General features: G+C 67.4%; 17 protein-coding genes. 11 read left to right on the top strand and 6 right to left on the bottom strand.

Annotation, left to right across the window (positions count from 1 at the left end):
• The 3 genes from HMPREF2716_RS03495 (at position 1) to HMPREF2716_RS03485 (ending at position 2,075) form a co-directional block, all read left to right on the top strand.
• The gene (locus tag HMPREF2716_RS03495) at positions 1–567 is read left to right on the top strand and encodes a hypothetical protein (RefSeq protein WP_003084491.1); all 567 of its coding nucleotides are present in this window, start codon (positions 1–3) and stop codon (positions 565–567) included.
• A 36-nt stretch (positions 568–603) separates the two neighbouring features.
• The gene (locus HMPREF2716_RS03490) at positions 604–1,602 is read left to right on the top strand and encodes a hydrolase (RefSeq protein ID WP_003084490.1); all 999 of its coding nucleotides are present in this window, start codon (positions 604–606) and stop codon (positions 1,600–1,602) included.
• A 62-nt stretch (positions 1,603–1,664) separates the two neighbouring features.
• Complete coding sequence (locus HMPREF2716_RS03485) at positions 1,665–2,075, top strand: GNAT family N-acetyltransferase (RefSeq protein ID WP_003102866.1); 411 nt, start codon at positions 1,665–1,667, stop codon at positions 2,073–2,075.
• Here HMPREF2716_RS03485 and HMPREF2716_RS03480 read toward each other — a convergent pair.
• The gene (locus HMPREF2716_RS03480; protein ID WP_003084488.1) at positions 2,060–2,707 is read right to left on the bottom strand and encodes a TetR/AcrR family transcriptional regulator; all 648 of its coding nucleotides are present in this window, start codon (positions 2,705–2,707) and stop codon (positions 2,060–2,062) included. The two genes, HMPREF2716_RS03485 and HMPREF2716_RS03480, sit on opposite strands and share 16 nt — an antisense overlap.
• Positions 2,708–2,995: 288 nt before the next feature.
• Here HMPREF2716_RS03480 and HMPREF2716_RS03475 point away from each other — a divergent pair, with 288 nt between their 5' ends.
• The 6 genes from HMPREF2716_RS03475 to ggt all read left to right on the top strand — a co-directional run bounded on the left by HMPREF2716_RS03475 (position 2,996) and on the right by ggt (position 9,544).
• On the top strand, positions 2,996–4,426 hold the full coding sequence (locus HMPREF2716_RS03475) for a coniferyl aldehyde dehydrogenase (protein WP_070621815.1): 1,431 nt from the start codon (positions 2,996–2,998) through the stop codon (positions 4,424–4,426).
• 54 nt (positions 4,427–4,480) lie between these two features.
• The gene (locus HMPREF2716_RS03470; protein ID WP_003084486.1) at positions 4,481–5,029 is read left to right on the top strand and encodes a hypothetical protein; all 549 of its coding nucleotides are present in this window, start codon (positions 4,481–4,483) and stop codon (positions 5,027–5,029) included.
• A 55-nt stretch (positions 5,030–5,084) separates the two neighbouring features.
• A complete protein-coding gene (locus HMPREF2716_RS03465) occupies positions 5,085–6,680 on the top strand; it encodes a GMC family oxidoreductase (RefSeq protein ID WP_023115994.1) in 1,596 nt (531 codons plus the stop codon).
• Positions 6,681–6,831: 151 nt separating this feature from the next.
• Entirely contained in the window at positions 6,832–7,311 is a 480-nt protein-coding gene (gene coaD, locus HMPREF2716_RS03460; RefSeq protein WP_003084466.1) for a pantetheine-phosphate adenylyltransferase, read from the top strand.
• Positions 7,312–7,431: 120 nt separating this feature from the next.
• Positions 7,432–7,683, top strand: a complete 252-nt coding sequence (locus tag HMPREF2716_RS03455; protein ID WP_003084462.1) for a YfhL family 4Fe-4S dicluster ferredoxin — start codon at positions 7,432–7,434, stop codon at positions 7,681–7,683.
• Positions 7,684–7,810: 127 nt separating this feature from the next.
• Positions 7,811–9,544 (top strand): gamma-glutamyltransferase, encoded by a 1,734-nt coding sequence (gene ggt, locus HMPREF2716_RS03450; protein WP_070621814.1) that lies wholly within the window; start codon positions 7,811–7,813, stop codon positions 9,542–9,544.
• Positions 9,545–9,648: 104 nt separating this feature from the next.
• On the opposite strand, the gene HMPREF2716_RS03445 is transcribed toward ggt, so the two are convergent.
• The 5 genes from HMPREF2716_RS03445 to HMPREF2716_RS03425 all read right to left on the bottom strand — a co-directional run bounded on the left by HMPREF2716_RS03445 (position 9,649) and on the right by HMPREF2716_RS03425 (position 13,682).
• Entirely contained in the window at positions 9,649–10,635 is a 987-nt protein-coding gene (locus tag HMPREF2716_RS03445; protein WP_003102873.1) for a tetratricopeptide repeat protein, read from the bottom strand.
• Positions 10,636–10,904: 269 nt separating this feature from the next.
• On the bottom strand, positions 10,905–11,249 hold the full coding sequence (locus tag HMPREF2716_RS03440) for a hypothetical protein (protein WP_003084452.1): 345 nt from the start codon (positions 11,247–11,249) through the stop codon (positions 10,905–10,907).
• Between the two features lie 82 nt (positions 11,250–11,331).
• Positions 11,332–11,910 carry a lysophospholipid acyltransferase family protein gene (locus HMPREF2716_RS03435; protein WP_003084450.1) on the bottom strand — a complete coding sequence of 193 codons (579 nt, stop codon included), beginning with the start codon at positions 11,908–11,910 and terminating at the stop codon, positions 11,332–11,334.
• A 76-nt stretch (positions 11,911–11,986) separates the two neighbouring features.
• Positions 11,987–12,799 carry a bifunctional DNA-formamidopyrimidine glycosylase/DNA-(apurinic or apyrimidinic site) lyase gene (gene mutM / locus HMPREF2716_RS03430; RefSeq protein WP_003102876.1) on the bottom strand — a complete coding sequence of 271 codons (813 nt, stop codon included), beginning with the start codon at positions 12,797–12,799 and terminating at the stop codon, positions 11,987–11,989.
• Between the two features lie 58 nt (positions 12,800–12,857).
• The gene (locus tag HMPREF2716_RS03425) at positions 12,858–13,682 is read right to left on the bottom strand and encodes an HDOD domain-containing protein (protein WP_003118789.1); all 825 of its coding nucleotides are present in this window, start codon (positions 13,680–13,682) and stop codon (positions 12,858–12,860) included.
• 215 nt (positions 13,683–13,897) lie between these two features.
• On the opposite strand from HMPREF2716_RS03425, the gene pfpI reads away from it, so the two are divergent.
• Together pfpI and HMPREF2716_RS03415 are read left to right on the top strand one after the other, a co-directional pair.
• Positions 13,898–14,437 (top strand): protease PfpI, encoded by a 540-nt coding sequence (gene pfpI, locus HMPREF2716_RS03420; RefSeq protein WP_003102879.1) that lies wholly within the window; start codon positions 13,898–13,900, stop codon positions 14,435–14,437.
• Between the two features lie 72 nt (positions 14,438–14,509).
• Entirely contained in the window at positions 14,510–15,706 is a 1,197-nt protein-coding gene (locus HMPREF2716_RS03415; RefSeq protein ID WP_031801206.1) for a class I SAM-dependent rRNA methyltransferase, read from the top strand.
• Positions 15,707–15,802 lie beyond the last annotated feature (96 nt).

Genomic DNA, 15,802 nt, shown 5'->3' with positions numbered 1-15,802 from the left:
ATGAGCCCGGCTTCCGCGAGCATTCGCCAACGCCTGCTGGCGCTTGGCGAGCCTTGCGCGGCGCAACCCGCCGCCGACTGGCAGGGCGATATCGCCCTGCCCGCCGAGCTGGAGCGTTTCTACCGCGAGGTCGGCCCACTCGACTGCACCCTGGAGAGTGCCGGCAACCCATTTTTCCTGCCGTCCCTGGCCCGCCTCTGGCAGCGCCAGGCCGGCTATCGCTGGCACGGCATCAGCGGCGAGCGCCTGTCGGGCTGGCAGGACGACTGGCTGGTGGTGGCCGACCAGGGCGCCGACCCGTTCATCCTCGAGACCGGCAGCGGGCGCATACTCTTCGACCTGCATGGCGGCAGGGGCTGGGACCCGGCCCCGTGCTTCGACGACCTGTGGCAGATGGCGGCCAGCCTGGCCTGCTTCGGCGAGGTCTGGAGCGGCGCCGGCGAGGACATCCTGCTGGACGACTGCAGCGTCGCGCCCCGCTATCGGCAGCAGCTCGTCGACGAACTGCAACCGATCCTCGGTTCGCGCCAGCGGGCGGAGGACCTCGCCGACGAGTTCGGCTGGTAAGCTGGTGGCCACACCACCACCGCCCATGACCTGCGCATGACCGCGTCCCCGACCTTCCAGCCCGCCTGGTGGCTGCCCAATCCGCACCTGCAGACCCTGTGGAGCCCGTTCTTCCGCCGCGGGCCGACCCTGGAACGGCAGCGCGAACGCCTGTGGCTGGCCGATGGCGACTTCATCGACCTCGACTGGGCCGGCCCGCACGATGCCGAGACCCCGCTGGTGCTGGCGCTGCACGGCCTCACCGGGTCATCCTCGTCGCACTACATCCTCGGTCTGCAGCGCGCCCTGCTGGAGCGCGGCTGGGCCAGCGTGGCGCTGAACTGGCGCGGTTGCTCGGGGGAGCCGAACCGCCTGCCGCGCGGCTACCATTCCGGGGTCAGCGACGACCTCGCCGAGGTGGTCGCGCACCTGCGCGCCAGGCGCCCGCAAGCGCCGCTGTACGCGGTCGGCTATTCGCTGGGCGGCAACGTGCTGCTCAAGTACCTGGGCGAAACCGCTGGGGACTGCCCGCTGCTCGGCGGCGTCGCGGTGTCGGTGCCGTTCCGCCTGGACGAGTGCGCCGACCGCATCGGCCTGGGCTTTTCCCGGGTCTACCAGGCGCACTTCATGAAGGCCATGCTGGCCTACGTGCAGGACAAGCAGCGGCTGTTCGGCGAGCAGGGCCAGGCGGAAGGCCTGGCCGCCCTGCAACGCCTCGGTCCGCTGGAGGGCATGCGCACCTTCTGGGACTTCGACGGCCGGGTCACCGCGCCGCTGCACGGCTTCGCCGACGCCAGGGATTACTATCGGCGCGCGTCCAGCCGCTACTACCTGCCGGACATCCGCACGCCGAGCCTGATCATCCATTCCAGCGACGACCCCTTCGTGTTCGCCCGCAGCCTGCCCGATCGCAGCGAACTGGCACCCTGCACCGAGCTGGAGCTGCACGCCCGCGGCGGTCACGTCGGCTTCGTCGACGGCTCTCCGCGCCAGCCCACCTACTACCTGGAACGACGCATCCCCGACTGGCTGGAGGCCCGCCTGCGGCAGCACTGAGCTGGCCGGCGTCCGGCGACGGGCGGCAGAATAGGAACAGGCTGAAGGAAAAAGGGGGGCGAATGGAACTGACGCTGCGGCACAACCCGATGCTCGACGACGCCGACTGCGAGGCGATCCTGGCGATCCACGCGGCGGTCGGCTGGGACCGGCGCATGCCGCCTGCCGAGCTACGCACGCTGTACCAGCATTCCGGCTATTCCCTGCTGGCCGAACGCGATGGCCGCCTGGTCGGCCTGCTGCGCGCCGAGGAAGAAACACCGATTCGCGTCTGGCTGGCGGAAATCGCCGTGCTGCCCGGCGCACAGAGCAGCGGCGTCGGCGCAGCCCTGCTGCGGCGCTTCGCCGAGGATCACCGCGGCGCCTACCTGTTCACCGACGCCACCCTCGGTACCGAAGCCTTCTTCCGCCGCCACGGCATCCACATCCAGCAGGTGCTGGAGAAAACCCTGCGCGATCAGAGCGGCACGTAGAGCCGCTCGGAAATCCCGTCCACCGCATCCTGGGCCTGCGCCTCGATGTGCCCGCTCTCCAGCGCCAGCACCTGGTAGATGCCGCGACGCAGTTGCGCCTCGCTGAGGTCGCCGTCGAGATCGAGGGTGGTGCAGAGGAAGCGCACCCAGGAGGTGAGGATGATCCAGGCGTTGAGGGTCAGGGCCTCCAGCTGGGTCTCGTTCATCCGCAGGATGCCGGCCTCGGTGAAGCCCCGGTAGATCGCCTTGGCGTTGACCAGGCAACGCTGGGCGAAGGCGCGGTAGCGCGCCGCCAGCTCCGGGTCGCTTTCCAGCAGGTGCTCGAGGTCGCGGTGGAGGAAGCGGTAGCGCCACATCGCGGCCAGTAGCGCTTCCAGGTAGAAGGTCTTGTCGTCCACCGTCAGACCCCGCCCTTCGGGCAGGCGCAAGAAGCTCTCGACGTGGCTTTCGTACTCGGCGAACAGCTCGGCGATGATCGCCTGCTTGTTCGGGTAGTGGTAGTAGAGGTTCCCAGGCGATATACCCAGGTGGGTGGCGATATGGTTGGTGGTGACGCTGCGCTCGCCCTGGGCGTTGAACAGTTCCAGGCTGGCCTGGGCGATGCGATCGCGGGTCTTGATGCGTGGTGCCATGGGGACGACGGGCTCGTTCGGGTAACAGTGCGGGGCGCGCCCCGCCGTGACAGCGTAGAAGGTACACAAAGCTGGCCGCCCGGGTCAGCCCCCGGGGTGGCGGCCGGCGACCGGCCCGCCTTTCGTTGGGTACGCAAGCGCCGGGCTGGCAGGCATGCTGTTTGACACTTTAGAGTATTTACTCTAGAAATCCAGCGACGCAGCGAAATTCATCGGACCGAACCAGGTCCGCCATAACGACAGACGCGCGGCCACGCAGCCGCCCACGCTTCGCCGAGGAGCCAGCCCATGGTCGCCGATATCGCCTACCTGCAGCAGAGCCAGCAGGAAATCAACCAGCTCGAAGCCCTCTTCGCCCGCCAGCGCGCCGCCTACCTGGCGCAGCCGATGCCCGACGCCACGCAGCGCGTGCAGTGGCTGAAGGCCCTGCGCGACCTGCTGTTCAAGGAACAGCAGGCACTGATCGAGGCCATCGACCGGGACTTCAGCGCGCGCTCCGCCGACGAGACCCTGCTCGCCGAGATCATGCCCAGCCTGCACGGCATCCACTACGCCGCCAAGCGCGTGAAGAAATGGATGAAGCCCGCGCGCCGCGCGGTCGGCCTGCAATTCCAGCCGGCCTCGGCCCAGGTGGTGTACCAGCCGCTGGGCGTGGTCGGGGTGATCGTGCCTTGGAACTATCCGCTGTTCCTCTCCATCGGCCCGCTGACCGGGGCCCTCGCCGCCGGCAACCGGGTGATGATCAAGATGAGCGAGTCGACCCCGGCCACCGGGCGCCTGCTCAAGGACCTGCTGGCGCGGATCTTCCCCGAGGACCAGGTCGCCGTGGTGCTAGGCGAGGTAGACGTCGGCGTGGCCTTTTCCAAGCTGCCGTTCGACCCCCTGCTGTTCACCGGCGCCACCAGCGTCGGCAAGCACGTGATGCGCGCCGCCGCCGAGAACCTGACCCCGGTCACCCTGGAGCTGGGCGGCAAGTCGCCGGCGATCGTCTCCGACAGCGTGCCGATGAAGGACGCCGCCGAGCGGATCGCCTTCGGCAAGAGCCTCAACGCCGGGCAGACCTGCGTCGCGCCCGACTACGTGCTGGTACCGAGCCGGCGCGTCGAGGAATTCGTCAGTCAGTACAAGGAGGTGGTCCAGGGCTTCTTCCCGCGTCTTTCGGACAACCCCGACTACACCGCGATCATCAACGAGCGCCAGCTCGGCCGCCTCCGGGGCTATCTCGACGACGCCCGCGAGAAGGGCGCGACCCTCGTCCCGCTGTTCGCCGAAGGCCAGCAACGGCGCCTGCCGCAGACGCTGCTGCTGAACGTCAGCGACGACATGACAGTGATGCAGGAGGAAATCTTCGGCCCGCTGCTGCCGGTGATCCCCTACGAGCGCCTGGAAGACGCCCTGGCCTACGTCAACCAGCGCCCGCGACCGCTGGCCCTGTACTACTTCGGCTACGACAAGACGCAGCAGCAGCGCGTGCTGCACGAGACCCACTCAGGCGGTGTGTGTCTGAACGACACCCTGCTGCATGTCGCCCAGGACGACATCCCGTTCGGTGGCGTCGGTCCCTCCGGCATGGGCCACTACCATGGCCACGAAGGCTTCCTCACCTTCAGCAAGGCCAAGGGCGTGTTCAGCAAGCCGCGCTTCAACGCCGCGCGAATGATCTACCCCCCCTACGGCAAGTCGATCCAGAAGCTCGTCTACAAGCTGTTCGTGCGCTGAACCGGGGCGCGTGCGGCGCCCCCTCATTCCTACGCTGCAGGTGACATAACAACAATGAGCGACACCACCCTTGAAAGCGCCGGCCTGTCCCGACGCAGCCTGATGAAAGTCGGCCTGATCGGCGGCGCCTTCCTCGCCACCGCGGGCGTCACCGCCAGCCTCACCGGCTGTTCGGCGGAGAAACCGGCGAGCGGCCTGGAAAAGGTCCGCGAATCCGACCTGCCGTTCCTCCGTGCGCTGCTGCCGGTGATGCTGCTCGGCGCGGTTTCCGCCGAGCAGATGCCGAAAGCCGTGGAGGGCGCGATCCAGAGCCTCGACCACAACCTGGCGCGGCTCTCCCCGGAGATGTTCAAGCTCACCCAGCAACTCTTCGACGTGCTCGCCCTGCCGCTCACCCGTGGCCCGCTCACCGGTATCTGGGGCAGTTGGGAGAACGCCAGCGGCGACGACGTGCGGGCATTCCTTTCGCGCTGGGAAAACAGCTTCATCGGCCTGTTGCGGATGGGCCACAGTTCGCTGATGCAACTGGCGATGATGGCCTGGTACGCCCGCCCCGAGGCGTGGGCCCATTGTGGCTACCCCGGACCGCCGAAGATCGCTTGAGCCGCCCCCGGAACAATACGAAGAGCCCAAAGCCGCCTAGCCTGAGAGTGCATTCATGCCTGTACCCGATCTGTTCGCCGAGGGCCTCGCCCGCGGCTGGAAAACCTACAACGGCTCGCGCCTGGACGACGACCTGGAGCTGGAGGCCGACGTGGTCGTGGTCGGCACCGGCGCCGGCGGCGGCACCACCGCGGAAATCCTCAGCGCCGCCGGCCTGAAGGTGCTGCTGGTGGAAGAAGGCCCGCTGAAGACCAGCAGCGATTTCAAGATGCAGGAGGCCGACGCCTACCCCGAGCTGTACCAGGAAGGCATCGGCCGGATGAGCAAGGACGGCGCCATCACCATCCTCCAGGGCCGCGCCGTGGGCGGCACCACCCTGATCAACTGGACCAGCAGCTTCCGCACCCCGGAACCGACCCTGCAGCACTGGGCCCAGGTCTACGGGGTCAAGGGCCACAGCGCGGAGGACATGGCGCCCTGGTTCGAGAAAATGGAGCAGCGCCTGCACGTGGCGCCCTGGGCGCTGCCGCCGAATGCCAACAACGACGTGATCCGCCTGGGCTGCGAGAAGCTCGGCTATCACTGGAAGGTCATCCCGCGCAACGTCCTCGGTTGCTGGAACCTCGGCTACTGCGGCATGGGCTGCCCGGTCAACGCCAAGCAGTCGATGCTGGTCACCACCATCCCGGCGACCCTCGACAAGGGTGGCGAGCTGCTCTACCTGGCGCGCGCCAACCGGCTGCTGCTGGACGGCGACAAGGTGACGGGCCTCGAATGCCTGGGCATGGATGAGCGCTGCGTGGCGCCCAACGGCCGCCGGATCAGGGTCCGGGGCAGGCACTACGTGCTCTCCGGCGGCGGCATCAACACCCCGGCGATTCTTCTCCGCTCGAAGGCGCCTGATCCGAGCCAGCGGGTCGGCAAGCGCACCTTCCTGCACACGGTGAATTTCAGCGCAGGGCTGTTCGACCGGGTGATCAACCCCTTCTACGGCGCACCGCAGTCGATCTACTCCGACCATTTCCAATGGGACGACGGTGTCACCGGACGCATGTCCTACAAACTGGAGGTGCCGCCGCTGCAACCGTCGCTGGCCTCGGTGCTGCTCGGCGGCTTCGGCAGCGACAACGCCCTGCGCATGGAACAGCTACCGCATACCAACATGATGCTCGCCCTGCTCCGCGACGGCTTCCACCCGGACAGCGCGGAGGGCTCGGTCGGCCTGCGCGGCGACGACACCCCAGTGCTCGACTACCGGATGACCGACTACACCTGGGACGGTATCCGCCGTGCCTTCCATACCATGGCGGAGATCCAGTTCGCCGCCGGCGCCCGGGAAGTGCGGCCGGTGCACAGCGACGCGCGTAGCGCGAAGAACCTGCAGGAGGCGCGCGGGATCATCGACGGCCTGCGCCTGGAGATCTACCGCACGCGCCTGGGCAGCGCCCACGTCATGGGCGGCTGCGCCATGGGCGAAGACCCGGCCGTGGCGGTGGCCGACAGCCTCGGCCGCCATCACCACCTGCGGAACCTGTCGATCCACGACGGCTCGCTGTTCCCCACCAGCATCGGCGCCAACCCGCAGCTCTCGGTCTACGGTCTTACCGCGCAACTGGCCAGCGCGCTGGCCGAACGCCTGGCCAGGGCCTGAACCGCCGCCGCCGGGCCGGCCGCGCGCCGCGGCAGCCGGCCCGGCGCCATCAGACCTATGGGCTAAAGGCCGATGGCCCGTGCGTCTTGGCCGCACGGGCATCCCTGCGCTACCATCCGATTCCCTTACGAAACCCTGCCAGGACGTAGCGATGAACCGAGTGCTGTACCCAGGCACCTTCGATCCCATCACCAAGGGTCACGGCGATCTGATCGAACGTGCTTCACGGCTTTTCGACCATGTGATCATCGCGGTCGCCGCCAGCCCCAAGAAGAACCCCCTGTTCAGCCTGGAACAGCGGGTTGCGCTGGCCCAGGAGGTCACCAAGCACCTGCCGAACGTCGAGGTGGTGGGCTTCTCCACCCTGCTGGCGCACTTCGTCAAGGAGCAGAAGGCGAATGTCTTCCTCCGCGGCCTGCGCGCGGTTTCCGACTTCGAGTACGAGTTCCAGCTGGCCAACATGAACCGCCAGCTCGCCCCCGACGTGGAAAGCATGTTCCTCACCCCGTCGGAGAAGTATTCCTTCATTTCCTCGACGCTGGTCCGGGAAATCGCCGCTCTCGGCGGGGATATCAGCAAGTTCGTGCATCCGGCCGTGGCAGACGCCCTGGCGGAACGTTTCAAACGCTGATCCGCGTCTCTCCGCCGGCCTCCCGTCGGCGTCCCGCGTGCACTGCGGGCGCCGATGCGGCACAATTCCGCTATTCCCGTTACCGATGCCGTGGCTGTCCGTCGCGGTTGGAGTTGTTAGATGTCCCTGAAAATCACTGACGATTGCATCAATTGCGACGTCTGCGAACCCGAATGCCCGAACGGCGCGATCTCGCAAGGCGAAGAAATCTATGTGATCGATCCCAATCTCTGCACCGAGTGCGTCGGCCACTACGACGAGCCGCAGTGCCAGCAGGTCTGTCCGGTGGACTGCATTCCCCTTGACGACGCCAATGTCGAGAGCAAGGACCAGTTGATGGAGAAATACCGGAAGATCACCGGCAAGGCCTGATCCCCGCCGGCGCCTGTCCTTCAGGGACGGTTCGCGCCCCGTCCGACGCGCTTTTGGCTATCCTTGGCAATCCAGTCTGAGGCGTTCGCGGTCCCGTCCCGCGAACGCCGCTGAACAGTGAGCCGCCATGTCCTTCCTGAACCTGCCCGTCCGTACCCTGGTCGCCGCCTGCGGCCTGTCCCTGCTCAGCCTCGCGGCGCATGCCGACAGCTTTCGCGGCGACGCCCACGCACCGCAGCAGGCCGCCGTCGCCACGCCACATCCGGCCGCGACCGTCGCCGGCCTGGAAACCCTGGCCAATGGCGGCAACGCCTTCGACGCCGCGGCGGCCATCGCCGCTGCCCTGGCGGTAGCCGAGCCTTACGGCTCGGGACTCGGCGGCGGTGGATTCTTCCTTCTGCGCCAGGCCGGCGCGCAGCCGACCTATCGCTTCCTCGACGCCCGCGAGCGCGCACCGAAGGCCGCCTACGCCGACATGTACCGGCGCAACGGCAAGGTCGACCCCAGGCTGTCCGTCGACGGCCCGCTGGCGGCGGCGATCCCCGGCTTGCCGGCGGCGCTGGTCGAATTGAGCGGCCGCTACGGACGCAAGCCCCTGGCCGACAACCTGGTGCCGGCCATCCGCCTGGCGGTGGATGGCGTATCCGTCGACCGGGTCTACCGCGACCGCGCCGCCATGCGCCTGGAAGCGATGCGCAAGGACCCGGAAACCGCGCGGATCTTCCTCGACAAGGGCGGAATCCCCGACGAATGGAACCTGCTCCGCCAACCGCAGTTGGCGCGTACCCTGGAACGCCTCGGGCGCTACGGGCGGATCGGCTTCTACGAAGGCGAGACAGCGGACAAGCTGCTCACCGAGGTCCGCGCCGGCGGCGGCATCTGGAGCGCGGCCGACCTGCGCGACTATCGGGTGATCGAACGCCGCCCGCTGGAGGTGAAGCTGGCCAACGGCCGCGAACTGATCAGCGCACCGCCGCCCTCGGCCGGCGGCGTCGCCCTGGCGCAGAGCCTGCAGATGCTGGAACAGCTGCCGTGGCAGAAGGCCGAGCCGGTACAGCGCGCCCATTACGTGCTGGAGGTCCTGCGCCGTGCCTACCGCGATCGAGGCCTGCTCGGCGACCCGGACTTCGTCGCCAACCCGCTGCCCAGCTTGCTGGCGCCGGACTACCTGAAGCGCCTTGCCGCCGGCATCGACCCGCGCCGCGCCACGCCCAGCTCGGCGCTGCCGGAGGCGCCGGCCTGGCGCGAAGGCGACCACACCACCCACTTCGCGGTGATCGATGCCCAGGGCAACGCGGTGGCCGCCACCCTCTCGGTGAACCTGCCGTTCGGCGCCGCCTTCACCGTTCCCGGTACCGGCGTGGTGCTGAACAACGAGATGGACGATTTCGCCGCCGACACCCAGGGCGCCAACAGCTACGGCCTGGCCGGCAGCCAGGCGAACGCGGTGGCGGCCGGCAAGCGCCCGCTGTCGAGCATGAGCCCGAGCTTCCTGGAAAGCCCGACCGACTTCGCCGCCTTCGGCACCCCTGGCGGCAGCCGCATCCCGAGCATGGTTCTGATCTCCATGCTGCAGTACTTCGACGGTCGCCCGGTCGGCCAATGGGTCGCCGCGCCGCGCTACCACCACCAGTACAAGCCGGACGTCGTCGAGTACGAACCGCGCGCCTTCAGCGATGCCGAGGCCGCCGAACTGCGCCGGCGCGGCTATCAGCTCAAACGCCTGGAGCGCAGCTACGGCAACCAGCAGGTGCTCTACTGGGACAAGCGCAGCGGCCGCGTCGACGCCGCCAGCGACCCGCGCGGGATCGGCTACTCGTCTCTGTCCCTGGAGGCGCAAGCGCAGCCTCGGCCGCACTGAACAAACGAGAGACAGCGCTCAAAAAATGTTCGACGATCTCACCCAGATAGGCGCCGCGTAGGGATTTCGCCGACGAGTCCGGCTGGCAATCCAGGCGGCGTGCCTCACTGGCTCGCCGCTTCAACCGCCTGCTGCGCATCCTCCGCACTGGCTTCCACCGCCTCCGGGTCAGACGGGGCGCCCTCCATGCCTCGGCCGGAGTGCCGGCGATCGGCGGCACCGGAGCAGTCGGCGACGCCGGACAGCTCTCCATCCAGCGCAGCGTGAATCCAGTTTTCCAGGCGGGTGTACCAGGCTGCGTTCGCGGCGCTCTCCAACCAGGCGATGGCATCCGCATCCTGCTGCTGTGCGGCCTTTTCCAGCCAGAGCCGCGCTTGCAGCTTGTTCATCCCGGCACCGGAACCGTTCCAGTAGGCCTCGCCCACCTTGAACTGGGCACGGGCATCTCCCTGGGTCGCAGCCTTGCAGAACCAGTGGAAGGCCTTTTCCCGGCTGCCGGCATAACGGTCCAGCAGGGCGGCTTCCTCGTCTGAAGTGGCGGAATAGACGCCTTGCGAGTCGTCCAGGTAGAACCATCCCAGATTGGTTTCGGCGTCTTCGCTACCGCTGGCCGCCGCGCGTTCGAACCAGGTCCCGGCCTTCACCCGGTCCTGGTCGACCCCTTCGCCTCTCCAGTAGAGAACGCCCATTTCATTCTGGGCGGCGGCATCCCCCTGCTCCGCGGCCTTCCGGAACCAGCGTGCCGCCTCGGTCTTGTCCTGTGGCCCGCCGTCACCATCGCGATAGAGCATGGCCAGTTGGATCTGCGCGCGGACCATCCCCGCAGCGGCCGCCTTGCCCCACCATTCGCGCGCGCTGGCGTAGTTCTGTTGCTGGTAGAAGTAGGCGCCGAAATCGAACAGAGCCTGCGGCTCCCCCGTCTCGGCGGCCTGGCGGAGGCGGGTGAATTCGGCGAACAGTTCATCGCCGCGCTTGTCGCCCTGCTCGGCCTTGGACTGCTCCTTGGCAAGGTCGGACACCGCATCCTCCGCCCAGGCGAACGAGGGTACGGCAAGAGCAAGGACGGACAGGAACACCCACTGACTGAACATACGCGAAATCCTTATCTTGGTTGAGTCGGTCGGCCACCCCTGGTCGACCTTGTGACCTTGCTGGTCAGCAGGACACTGTCACCATCGGAGAGTCCGATCAAGTGCCGCGAACGGTCCGTGCGGAACATCTGTCATCGGCCGATGCGGCGCTATAGCTGCCGCCTGCCGTGGCGGAAGAAAAGACTTAGCCCAATCTCCGTGCCCCCTGCAATGCATCGAGAAAACAAAAAGCCGGTCGATGACCGGCTTTTTTTCATTCCGTTGGAAACTCAGCTTTCGTCGTGGTTATAGCCGCTGGTGGTGCAGCCCAGGCAACGGACGAAGGCTTCCTTGCCCGGATCGACCACCAGCGCCTGGCCGGCCTTGCCGACGCTGCCGCTGGCCGCGGTGAACGGCAGGCTGACCACGAAGGCCACCGCCCCGACGGCCGTGGCGGCGATCAGGAAGGGACGGGCGATGAGCAGATCGCCGATCATGGCGTACGCGGGGGGCGCTTCGACGGTGTACATCGGGTCGCCGCTGGCGTTTTCCTGCACGGCATCCGCCAGCGCGGGCATGGACGAGAGCCCGGTGGTCAGCGCCAGCACGAGCGCGGTGGTGCGAAACAGGTTCATGGAGGCGGTCCTTTCTGGTTTTTGGTTGGGCAGATATCGCCTAACTATAACAGCGCTGCGGGTAGTGCCAGCGTGACCGCCTTCAATCGCCGAGGAATGCGTAGTGCGGCTTTTTCGGGATGAACGGCCGGTAGAAGCCGATCAGGCTGCACAGGTCGGCGTCCTCGTTGCCGGTCGGCCAGAAGGGTTCGCCGATGACGATCCGCCGGTTTTCGTAGTCCAGCGCCGCCGGCACCACCGGTACGCCGGCGCCACGGGCGATGTGGTAGAAGCCCATGCGCCAGCGGTCGACCTTCTTGCGCGTGCCTTCCGGAGCGATGATCAGCATGAACTCGCGGTGCTCGCGGAAGGCCTGGATCGCCTGGTCCACGGTATTCAGCTTCAGGTGGCGCTGGATCGGGATGCCACCCCAGCGCCGCATCAGGCCGCCCAGCGGGCCGTTGAACAGGGTGTGCTTGCCGAACCAGCGGGCGTTCAGGCGCAGGACGAACTTGGCGGCAAGGAAGGCCACGAAGTCCCAGTTCGAGGTGTGGTGGGCGCCGATCACCACGAACTTGTCGAGCGCGGGCAATTGGCCCTCGATCTTCCAGCCGGAGAGTTTCAGCATGGCATGGCCGAGCGACTCGACCAGGGTGTTGCGAGGCAGGTAATTGCCGGACATCGTGCACCTTTCTTATGGCAGGCCGCTCACCGTGGCGGCCCTTCTTGTGGCGGTAGAGTATGCGCGGCGCGGCGCTTCAGCGTTGGCAGCGCGGGCAGTACACGCTGGCGCGCTGGCCTAGGCGGATCTCGCGCAGGGTGCTGCCGCAGACCTTGCAGAACTCCCCGCCACGGCCATAGACGAACAATTCCTGCTGGAAGTAACCGGGCTGGCCGTCGCCGCCGACGAAATCGCGCAGGGTGGTGCCGCCGCGCTCGATGGCGATCGCCAGGATCCGCTTGATCTCCTCCGCCAGGCGCAGGTAGCGCGCCTTGGAGATGCTCCCGGCGGGCTTGCGCGGATCGATGCCGGCGGCGAACAGCGCTTCGCTGGCGTAGATGTTGCCGACCCCGACCACCACCGCGTTGTCCATGATGAACGGCTTGACCGCCATGCTCCGCCCGCGCGACAGCTCGAACAGACGCTGGCCGGCGAAAGCGTCGGTCAGCGGTTCCGGGCCGAGGTTGCGCAGCAACTCGTGTTCCAGTGGCGCCAGGCTCCAGAGCATGGCGCCGAAGCGCCGCGGATCGGTGTAGCGCAGGGCCATGCCCGAGGCCAGCTCGATGTCGACGTGCTCGTGGCGACTGGCCGGGGTGCCGCTCTCCACCAGCCTCAGGCTGCCGGACATGCCCAGGTGGCTGATCAGCGTACCGGCCTCGGCGCCCAGCAGCAGGTACTTGGCGCGGCGCTCGACGCTGACGATGCGTTGTCCGGACAGGCGCACGTCCAGGTCTTCGGGAATCGGCCAGCGCAGGCGCCGCTCGCGCACGATCACGCGCTCGACGCGCTGGCCTTCGAGGTAGGGGGCGATGCCCCGGCGGGTGGTTTCGACTTCGGGTAGTTCGGGCATGGCGGCAGCAATCCGGTTGACCGCGGCACCTTAGCAGGAAGCGCCGCGGCGCGGCCAGTCAGTAGCTGCCCTGGCCGACGCCCAGCTCGAGGATCGAGCCCTTGAGGTTCTCGAAGTCGTAGTCGGTGAGCCCGACGTAGTCCAGCACCAGCGCACCGATGCTGTTCCATTCGTGGTCTTCCGGCTGGTTGCCGAGGACCCGGTGCGAACCGCAGATGTGTTCGGCCATCTTCAGGATCGCCAGCAGGTTCTTCAGTTGGGTATCGCGTGCCGATTCGTCGCCGAAGATCGACAACGCGTTGTGGTGGTTGGCGATCGCCTCGCAGACGTGCTCCGGCAGGCGCCAGGAGCGCGCGGTGTAGTAGCCGACCACCGCATGGTTGGTGTTCAGCACGCGGTTCTCGGTGTCCACCACCCGGCGTTCGTCGCTGGCGGCGGCGTAGGCCTCTTCCAGCACCGCCATGTAGTGCGGGAAGCGCTTGAGCATCAGCGGGATGCCGCAGTTGTGGAACAGGCCGAGAGCGTAGGCTTCGTCCACCGATTCGTAGCCGATCCGCTTGGCCAGGCTCAGGCAGCTCATGGCCACGTCCTGGGCGGTGTCCCAGAAACGGTTGAGGGTGACGATGGTGTCGTCGCTCATCTCACCCTTGATCGACTGGGCGTTGATCAGGTTGATCACCGAACGACTGCCCAGCAGGTTCACCGCGCGCTGGATCGAAGTGATGCGATTGGCCAGGCCGAAGAACGGCGAGTTCACCAGTTTCAGGAGAGCCCCGGAAAGGCCCGGGTCCTGGCTGATCAGCCTGGCAATGTTCTTCAGGTCCGGATTGGGCATGACCTGCTCCATCTGCAGGTCGACCATGATCTGGGGTTGCGGCGGCACGCTGATGCCTTGCAGGGCCTGGCGGATCTGCTCGGCGGTGAGTTCTTGGACCATGAGGACGGAGGCGAAAGTTGACGGTGCGCGCAGTTTACCCGGAGAACCCCGCCATGGGGCGGGCTTCTGCCGGAAAAGCGGCGCCAGGCAACGGACATGGAACTTTTCCCGCAGCCGCCAGGGTCGGAATGAATACCCCTTCTGATATCGGGAGACATGCCATGACCCAATCCCTGCACGGCAAGGTCGTCGCCGCCCTGGTGACCGACGGTTTCGAACAGGTCGAACTGACCGGTCCGAAAAAAGCCCTGGAAGACGCCGGCGCCACGGTAAGGATTCTTTCCGACAAGGCCGGCGAGGTGCGCGGCTGGAACCATCACCAGCCAGCCGAGGCCTTCCGCGTCGACGGCACCTTCGAAGACGCCAGCCTGGATGACTACGACGCCCTGCTGCTGCCCGGCGGGGTGATCAATTCCGACCAGATCCGCAGCCTGGCCAAGGCCCAGGAACTGGCGATCCGCGCCGAACAGGCGAGCAAGCCGGTGGCGGTGATCTGCCACGGCGCCTGGCTGCTGATCTCCGCCGGCCTGGTGCAGGGTCGTACCCTGACCAGTTGGCCGTCGCTCAAGGACGACATCAACAACGCCGGCGGCCACTGGGTGGACCAGGAGGTAGCGGTGGACGGCAAGCTGGTGAGCAGCCGCAAACCCGAAGACATCCCGGCCTTCAACCGTCGATTCATCGAAATCCTCGCCGGCTGAACGGCCCGCGTTCGCGCAGCGGCGAATCCCGTCGCTGCGCTATAATCGCGCTCTTTTGCCGGAGCCTTTCCCATGACCCTGCCCAGCTTGCGTCTCAAAGCCAACGCCGAGCGCCGCCTGCGCGCCGGCCACCTGTGGGTCTACAGCAACGAGGTGGATGTCGCCGCGACGCCGCTGAATGCCTTCGCCGCCGGCGACCAGGCGGTGCTGGAAATGGCCAACGGCAAGCCGCTGGGCATCGTCGCGCTGAGCCCGAACAATCTCATCTGCGGCCGCCTCATTTCCCGTGATACCAAGCACGTTCTCGACAAATCGCTGCTGGTTCATCGCATCAACATCGCCCTCAGCCTGCGCGTGCGGCTTTTCGACAAGCCGTTCTACCGGCTGGTCTACGGCGATTCCGACCTGCTGCCCGGCCTGGTGGTCGATCGCTTTGGCGACGTGCTGGTGGTGCAACTGGCGTCCGCAGCCATGGAACTGCGCAAGGACGAGGTGCTCGCCGCCCTGCTGCAGGTGCTCAAGCCCGCCGCCGTGCTCTGGAAGAACGACTCCAGCGCGCGCGACGCCGAGGGCCTGGAGCGCTACGTGGCCAATGCCTACGGCGAAGTGCCGGAGTGGGTCGCCCTGGAAGAGAACGGCGTGAAGTTCGAGGCGCCGGTGCTGGCCGGGCAGAAGACCGGCTGGTTCTACGACCACCGCATGAACCGCGCGCGCCTGGCGCCCTACGTGCAGGGCAAGCGGGTCCTCGACCTGTTCAGCTATATCGGTGGCTGGGGCATCCAGGCCGCCGCCTTCGGCGCCAGCGAAGTGATGTGCGTGGACGCGTCCGCCTTCGCCCTCGACGGCGTCGAGCGCAACGCGGCGCTGAACGGCGTGGCGGAGAAGGTCGCCTGCGTCGAGGGCGACGTGTTCGAGGCCCTGCGCGAGCTGAAGGCCGCCGACGAACGCTTCGACGTAGTGATCGCCGACCCGCCGGCCTTCATCAAGCGCAAGAAGGACCTGAAGAACGGCGAGGCCGCCTACCGCCGTCTCAACGAACAGGCCATGCGCCTGCTGAGCAAGGACGGCATCCTGGTCAGCGCCTCCTGCTCGATGCACCTGCCCGAGGACGACCTGCAGAACATCCTGATCGGCAGCGCCCGCCATCTCGACCGCAACATCCAGCTGCTCGAGCGCGGCGGCCAGGGCCCCGACCATCCGGTGCACCTGGCGATCGCGGAAACCCGCTACATCAAGAGCCTGACCTGCCGGCTGCTGCCCAACGGCTGAGCCCGTCCCGGCGGATGAGCGCCTGCGTTCATCCGCCCTACGGCCACCGCCGCTCATGGCGCGACGGGCGGCGCAAGACGCCAGCCGGGTCGCGAC

The organism is Pseudomonas sp. HMSC076A11 (assembly GCF_001810205.1).
GTDB lineage: Bacteria > Pseudomonadota > Gammaproteobacteria > Pseudomonadales > Pseudomonadaceae > Pseudomonas > Pseudomonas aeruginosa.
This window is presented reverse-complemented; position numbering and strand designations above follow the sequence as displayed.